Annotated in this window: 9 protein-coding genes and 1 pseudogene; 7 read left to right on the top strand and 3 right to left on the bottom strand. The window is 64.8% G+C overall.

Annotated features, from left to right (window positions below):
* The 3 genes from WA805_RS13395 to WA805_RS13385 all read left to right on the top strand — a co-directional run.
* Nucleotides 1-754: inositol monophosphatase family protein (locus WA805_RS13395; RefSeq protein WP_425242495.1), on the top strand; the 754-nt coding region annotated here is incomplete at its 5' end.
* Nucleotides 747-1787, top strand: a complete 1041-nt coding sequence (locus tag WA805_RS13390) for a hypothetical protein (RefSeq protein ID WP_422281448.1) — start codon at nt 747-749, stop codon at nt 1785-1787. The genes WA805_RS13395 and WA805_RS13390, both read left to right, overlap by 8 nt.
* 114 nt (nt 1788-1901) lie before the next feature.
* The gene (locus WA805_RS13385; RefSeq protein WP_422281450.1) at nt 1902-2540 is read left to right on the top strand and encodes a hypothetical protein; all 639 of its coding nucleotides are present in this window, start codon (nt 1902-1904) and stop codon (nt 2538-2540) included.
* 288 nt (nt 2541-2828) lie between these two features.
* Here WA805_RS13385 and WA805_RS13380 read toward each other — a convergent pair.
* Nucleotides 2829-2960: pseudogene (locus WA805_RS13380) on the bottom strand (IS5/IS1182 family transposase); the annotation flags it as partial.
* Nucleotides 2961-3038: 78 nt separating this feature from the next.
* On the opposite strand from WA805_RS13380, the gene WA805_RS13375 reads away from it, so the two are divergent.
* The 3 genes from WA805_RS13375 (at nt 3039) to WA805_RS13365 (ending at nt 4867) form a co-directional block, all read left to right on the top strand.
* Entirely contained in the window at nt 3039-3575 is a 537-nt protein-coding gene (locus WA805_RS13375; protein WP_425242494.1) for a tyrosine-type recombinase/integrase, read from the top strand.
* A gap of 212 nt (nt 3576-3787) precedes the next feature.
* A complete protein-coding gene (locus WA805_RS13370; protein WP_422281454.1) occupies nt 3788-3934 on the top strand; it encodes a hypothetical protein in 147 nt (48 codons plus the stop codon).
* Nucleotides 3935-4081: 147 nt separating this feature from the next.
* Entirely contained in the window at nt 4082-4867 is a 786-nt protein-coding gene (locus WA805_RS13365; protein WP_422281456.1) for a GntR family transcriptional regulator, read from the top strand.
* 546 nt (nt 4868-5413) lie between these two features.
* Here the strand turns inward: WA805_RS13365 and WA805_RS13360 are convergent.
* Both WA805_RS13360 and WA805_RS13355 read right to left on the bottom strand, forming a co-directional pair.
* A complete protein-coding gene (locus WA805_RS13360) occupies nt 5414-5545 on the bottom strand; it encodes a hypothetical protein (protein ID WP_425242493.1) in 132 nt (43 codons plus the stop codon).
* A 254-nt stretch (nt 5546-5799) separates the two neighbouring features.
* Nucleotides 5800-6288, bottom strand: coding sequence for an inorganic diphosphatase (locus WA805_RS13355; RefSeq protein ID WP_422281460.1), 489 nt, complete (start codon nt 6286-6288; stop codon nt 5800-5802).
* 56 nt (nt 6289-6344) lie between these two features.
* Between WA805_RS13355 and WA805_RS13350 the strand changes: the two genes are divergently transcribed.
* Nucleotides 6345-6645, top strand: a 301-nt coding sequence (locus WA805_RS13350; RefSeq protein WP_425239361.1) for an ArsR/SmtB family transcription factor, incomplete at its 3' end; no start/stop codon positions are given.

The following is a 6645-nucleotide window of genomic DNA, read 5'->3' as shown; positions in this document are numbered from 1 at the left end:
GGCCGGCGGCGCCGTGCTGCTCGCCCGCTGGCACGCCGGCGACTTGCACGTCGCCTACAAGGACGCCCGGGCGAACCTGGTGACGGTCGCGGACAGGGAATCCCAGCAAGCGGTCACCGATACGATCCTCGCCGCCTTCCCCGATGACGCCATCGACGGCGAGGAGGGCACGGCGGGAAACCCCGCCGCCGGCAGCGTCTGGTACGTCGACCCGCTGGACGGCACCACGAACTACACGCACGGGCTGCCGTTCTTCTGCGTCTCCGTGGCGCAGCGCTTCCACGGCCGCACGGTGGCCGGCGCGGTCTACGATCCGGTCCGTGACGAGATGTTCGCGGCGGCCCTTGGCGCCGGGGCGAGCGTGAACGGGCAGCCGCTGCGCGTCTCGGCCGTGACCCGGCTGGACCGGGCGCTGGTCGTCGCGCAGGCCCAGTCGGTCGACGAGGACGAGATCCGCGCGTACGCGGCCCTGGCGGAACGGCTGATGCGGGTGACGGGCGGGGTGCGATCTCTCGGCTCGCCCGCGCTCACGCTCTGCGCGATCGCGGCGGGCAGGCTCGACGCCTACTGCGAGTACGCGATGGACGCCTGGGACATCGCCGCAGGCCAGCTGATCCTCCAGGAGGCCGGCGGCACGCTGACGTTGTTCGACGGGCGCCCGCATGTGACGGCGGACCGCGCCGACGTCGTCGCGAGCAACGGCGCGATCCACGCCGAGCTGATCACCGCACTGAAGGGCCTCAGTCATGACTGATTACCAGTACCCGGCGACGCTGCCGGTCACCACCACCGGCGGCTGGGCGCGGCCAGGCTGGTGGGACATCCTGGCGGATGCCGAGAAGGAAGGCCGGTTCGGCCCGGCGGACCGCCAGGAGCTCCTCGACGACTACTGCCAGCTGGCCATCCGTGACCAGGAGGCGGCCGGCCTTGACGCCCTCACCGACGGAGAGCACCGCAGGGGCGGCTGGATCGAGGGCATCACAGGGAAGATGGCAGGCCTACGGCTGCGCCCATCGCCGCGCAAGCTCGGCGCGATCGGCTGGGACATGCTCCCCGTCTACGAGGTGCACGAGCCGCTGGACCAGGTCGAGTCGATCTGGGACTACGTCAGCGAGTATGAGTTCCTCCGCGCCCGTACGGACCGCCGGCCCAAGATCGGCATGCCCGGCCCGTACGGCATCACGACGGAGCTCGATTTCAGCCAGGTCTACCGCACCCGCCGCGAATGCGCGGACGCCCTGGTTCCCGCCATCCGCGCTGACATCGAGAAGCTCGTCGCCGCCGGCTGCGACTACATCCAGATCGAGGAGCCGCTCACCCCCTCGCACGCCACCGAGGACCGGACCCCGGAGAACCTGGTGGAGACCATCAACGCCGTCGTCGACGGCATCACCGGGTGCACGTTCATCGTGCACATCTGCTTCGGCTCGTTTCGCCGGCTGCCATATGCCAAACGCACCTACCGCTGGCTGTTCCCGGCGCTGCTCGACGCGAACGTGCACGGGTTCAGCCTGGAGTTCGGCGCCCGCGAGATGGCCGAGATCGACCTGGTCGGCAAGTGGGATCGCGACCGGATCCTGTCCGCCGGCCTTATCGATATCAAGACGCACTACTCGGAGACAGCGGACGACATTATCGAGCGCGTCCGCACGTGCCTGGAATACCGTGATCCGGAACGGCTGGAGATCTCCACCGACTGCGGCCTGCGCCGCGTCCCCCGCTATCTGGCGATAAGCAAGATGTCCGCCGCCGCCGAGGCCGCACGAAGGCTGCGGCTCAGCGGCTGAATCTGTTTCTTTTATGTTTCTTATAACGGAACATGATATCTCACGCCCATTGACAGCACCCAAGCGGGCCATCACGCTATTTCCTATTACTTTCGTGAAACCAGGAGGTTTCGCATGAGTACGGTAAACGGCGCTAGACGTGCGCCCTCCCTCATTACCCGCATTCCGACTGACGATACTCTCCCCCGCTGGCGCGCCTGGGTTGCCACCCATCCGGTCGGCAGTTCGTTGCTGGCCGGGGCTGTGGCGACCCAGTTCGCCACGGTCTTCGGCATCTGGTTCCGCGGCTTCGGGCTGCCCCAGTTGAACTGGCCGGTAGCCAACGGCGAGCTCATCCTCGGCCTTCCCGCCACCGCCGCGCCCACGGCTACGACGTACTTCGTCGGCGAGATCTCGCACTTCACCGACGGAGTGTTCTTCGCGCTGCTTTTCGCATTGCTCTTCCACCCCTTTGTCCCGCTGCGCAACACGCTCCTCGGGAACCTCATCAAGGGGCTGCTCTATGGCACCGTGCTCGCGATCATCAGCGCCGCCTGGTGGGTGCCGGCCGTGTACGTTCCGCACCACGCCGGCTTCCTCAGCACCAGCCTCGGCTGGAAGCTGACGTTCGGCATCTTCCTGTGGCACTGGATCTACGGCTACTTCCTCGGCACCGTCTACTGCCCCCAGCCGCAGGACCGGCTGGAGGCGGTGCCAGAGCAAAGCTCGGCGCCGGAGACAGAGACGATTCACGCGGCTCCCGGGCCTGTCTAGCGGTCAGCCGTCCATAGTGGTCTCGGCCGCGGGGCGGCCCCGGGATGGGTCTAGCGGCCGAGACCACCACAACGCCGCGGCGGCCTTGCCCCAAGAGGCTCAGGGTCCCGCCACCACCAAGATCCAGTTAGCGCTGAAGGTTTGGCCGGTCACAGGCGGCCAAACCTTCAGCGTTGATCTGCTCTTGTCACCAGTGCGACCGCTGGGACTCCCGGGACTGCCTGCGCGGTCTTGGTGGCGTGGCTCGACGACGGTCTATCGGTGTCGATTGAGGTTTTCTCAGCGACTTCAGGTGAGCATTTTGTGCTCGAAAAGGGTCAGGACGAGGGCGGCGCGGGCGATCTGGCCGATTCTGCCGGGGCTGGCGGTGACGCGCTGCAGCGCCTGCCAGCGTTGGTTGAGCAGGGCGAAGCCGCGCTCGACCTCTTGTACCGGGGGCTCCGCGTCCCTCCCGGCCATCTCCTCCCATGTCCGCGTGTCTCCCCGCATGCCCGCTACGTGACGTTTGCCGGGTTCACCGCTACTGAGAAAACCTCATTGCGCATCGAAGAAGCGCTGGCAGTCGAAAAGGCCGATTTCAGGGATAACGGAACGATCCTGCGGATGTACCAGCAAGCCACGCGAGACGGCCGGGAAACGGCGCCGCTCAAGAAGCGCAAGCGTGGTGAGTACCGCGACATTCCCGTACCCAGATGGCTGTGGGACATGATTAGGGATCTTCCGGACGGTCCACTCATGATTGGAAACGGTGAGCGGAGATACCAGCTATACGGAACGGTCTATGAGCGGTTCATGAATGCCGCTGACAAGGCGGGGATTCCGGCGGGGTTCACGCCTCATTCGCTGCGGCATGCGTTCACGTCGGCGATGCTGATCAAAAGCGTTCCGATTACCGGCGTGACGCACTGGCTCGGGCATCGTGACGTGCGGGTGACGTACCGGATTTACGGTCACCTCGTGCCATCGGCAGCGGCACGCGCTATCGCGGTGCTGGATGAGGAATACGCGGAATGGAGCAAGCCGGCGAAGAAGTGAGAAAGTTCCGAGTAAGTTATTAAGACCCTCGCCCGGCTATCCGGGCGAGGGTCTTACCTGACTTGGGCCACGATTTGACCTAGGTCGATTCGGCGGAGCCGCTGACCTGCTGTTTCTCGCTTCGTGAGTGCTGAACTTGCGCACTAACGATGGCCACTAGGGTTCGCCTAGCCAGCTTGGTCACCCAGGCTGCCGACAGTAATCTGGGGACGATGTTCGGCGCGGTGGGCATCAGCGCGACCCGGGCGACCTCGTCGACGTCCAGCGGGCTCGCGATCCATCAGCTCGCGGGCACGGCGCAGGTGCGCGAGGTGGACGAGCTCGAGCGGCGTCATAATGCCAGCGTAGCAGCGTGCTAGGGGAACGCCGCCCCGGATATCTTGGGCCGCCGTCCTTACGACGTACCCGCACATCATCAGATCGTTAGACATTGTAAAGTCATTGGTATGAGACCTATCGTGCCAATAAGAATGGTCGGGGAAAACCAGGTAGCAGGGTGATCGGTCATGAGCGGGCCGCTGTACAGGAAGATTGCCGACGACCTCCGCCGCAAGATTGAGTCTGGTGAGCTAGCGCACGGAGTGCGGCTCCCGACGGAGGACCAGCTCATGGACTCCTACCATGCATCTCGAAACACCGTCCGCGGCGCTCTCAGGGAGTTGACGACAGGTGGGCTCGCGTACACGCTGCACGGCAAGGGAACGTTTGTCTCCGAGCAAGTCACCCCGATCGTCACGACCCTGACCATTGACCCGAATACAGGCAGGGGGGGAGGTGATGGCGGAGGCGTAGTTTACACGTCGCTGATCGCCTCGAGCGGAAGGTCGTCAACCATAGCCGAACCGCGCGTGGAGATCAGTAAAGTCGGCCCGATGGCTGCCCGGTGCCTGAGAATCCCTCAAGACGCAGATGTCATCGTCCGGCATCAGGAGATGTATGTGGACGGCCTCCCTTGGTCACAGCAAGTCTCGTACTACCCCAGGAGTCTCGCGGATCGCGCTCCCCGGTTGCTGGATACGGACGACATCAAGGAGGGGGCGATGGCCTACCTGGCAGAGCATGGTATCCGGCAGGTCGGTTATCGCGACGAGATCGAATGGCGATTCCCCAACGAGAGCGAGATCGCGTACTTCGACCTCCCTGCAGACAGGCACATCCAAGTGGTCGAGGTCCGGCGCAGCGCTTTTGATCAATACAGGACGCCGGTACGTCTCAGTGTCACTGTCTATCGAGCCGACAGGAACCAGTTCGCCATCAATGTTGGAGATGTGCCGCTCAGCGACCTGCGCTAAAGGGAAGCGTCCACATCATTAGAGTCATTCTAATGTCTCTCTTCATTCCCCTCCATCCGCTTATTCCTCGTTTTTCTTCACGCTTGACACCGGAACTTTCCGCCGAGTACTAATGGATATGACCGTCGGGACGGACGGCAGTAAGGAGGTGTCACACATGTTGATGTTCCTTGTGGGCGCGCTCCTGGGCGTAATCCTAGGCGGCACGCTCTGCGTCGGTTATCTTCGCAAAGAGATTACAGCAGATATCGGTCCAAGGCTCAAGAGGGTCCAATTCCAGCTCGACAACCTCGAGGCCGCACTGAACCTCGCCATTACTACTCGGTATGCGGAGCTAATCACCCAGCCCGCTGTTGGTCCGCTGGCCAGATCACAGAGCGCCGACCGTTAGCAAAGCCATCAGAAAAGGGCCACTTCCGCCAATTGAACGTATGGCGAAAGTGGTCTTTTGGTTAATTCTTCGTCGCTCTGGTCGAAGCACGCCGTGAGACCTGGCTTGGGCCACGCGCACACCCTGCCGTACGACGCTGCCCTCATCGAGCCCTATCAGTCCGGCCGCCCGCTGCCCGGCTCGTCGAGCGCCGCGGCTTCGGCCACGCCAAGAAGCTCACGCCGTCCGTCATCGCCGCCACCCCGACCGAGTTCATCGCCAGCGGCGAGCACGCGGCTATCTGACATGGAGATCGGCCACGGGCACGCGACCGCCCTCGTTGGCTACGCGCTGGCGCAGCGGGCGGCGGGCGGAACGGAGGGACCCCCGTGAGGAAGGTCGTCGCCGGGCTGTTCAGGACGCTCGAGTGACCGCCGCCGAGAAAGCGGTCGTGACCAGCCGCCCGCTGGGCGATCCCGGCTGAGGCCCCACGACGGTGATCACCGGTGACGTGGCCGCCGCCATCACCGGCGTCGTCGCGCTCCGGTACTCCGGCCGGGGCTTATGACGCTTTAGCTGTAAGGCGCTGCTGCGCGTCCCTGATCACCTGTTCGGCGGCGGCGCGGTCCTGCCAACCGCGGACGTCGGTGGACTTGCCCGGCTCCAGTTCCTTGTAAATATCGAAGAAGTGGCCGATCTCGGCCGTCATGTGCGCCGGCACGTCCTCTAGGTCCTGGATGCCATCCATCCGCAGGTCATTCGAGACCACCGTCAGCACCTTGGCGTCTGGCTTGCCCCCGTCAAGCATCCAGAACACCGCGATAGGGCGGACCGTCACCAGGCAGCCAGGGAACGTCGGCTCCTCCAGCCAGACCAGCGCGTCCAGCGGCTCCCCGTCCTCGGCCATTGTGCCGGTGATAAACCCGTAGTCCAGGGGGTAACGCGTCGAGGTGAACAGCATGCGGTCCAGCCGGATGCGCCCGCTCTTCGGGTCCATCTCGTACTTGTTCCGCGATCCCATCGGGACCTCAACGAGGGCGTCAACGTCCATAGGGCCATGCTCTCACACCCTAGATCCATCAATTCATATTGATGTACCATCCGATCGTGGCTGTGACAGGCGATGCTGTCCCGCCTCCCCTCCGGCTGATCGCCGACCCGGTGCGGTGGCGGCTGCTGCGCGAGCTCGCCGGCGGTGACCTGCGGGTCAGGGAGCTGGTGGGCGCGGTCGGCGAAGCGCAGAACCTCGTCTCCTATCACCTACGCCAGCTGCGTTCCGGCGGGCTGGTGACCGCGCGCCGCAGCAGCTTCGATGGCCGCGACACCTACTACAGCCTCGACCTCGCCGGCTGCGCGCACGCGCTGGCGCAGGCCGGGGCGGCGCTGCACCCGGGGCTCGCGTCCGCGG

This window comes from Trebonia sp. (assembly GCF_049794275.1).
GTDB lineage: Bacteria > Actinomycetota > Actinomycetes > Streptosporangiales > Streptosporangiaceae > Trebonia.
Note: the sequence above shows the minus strand (reverse complement) of the source record. Positions and strands in the feature narration are given on the sequence as shown.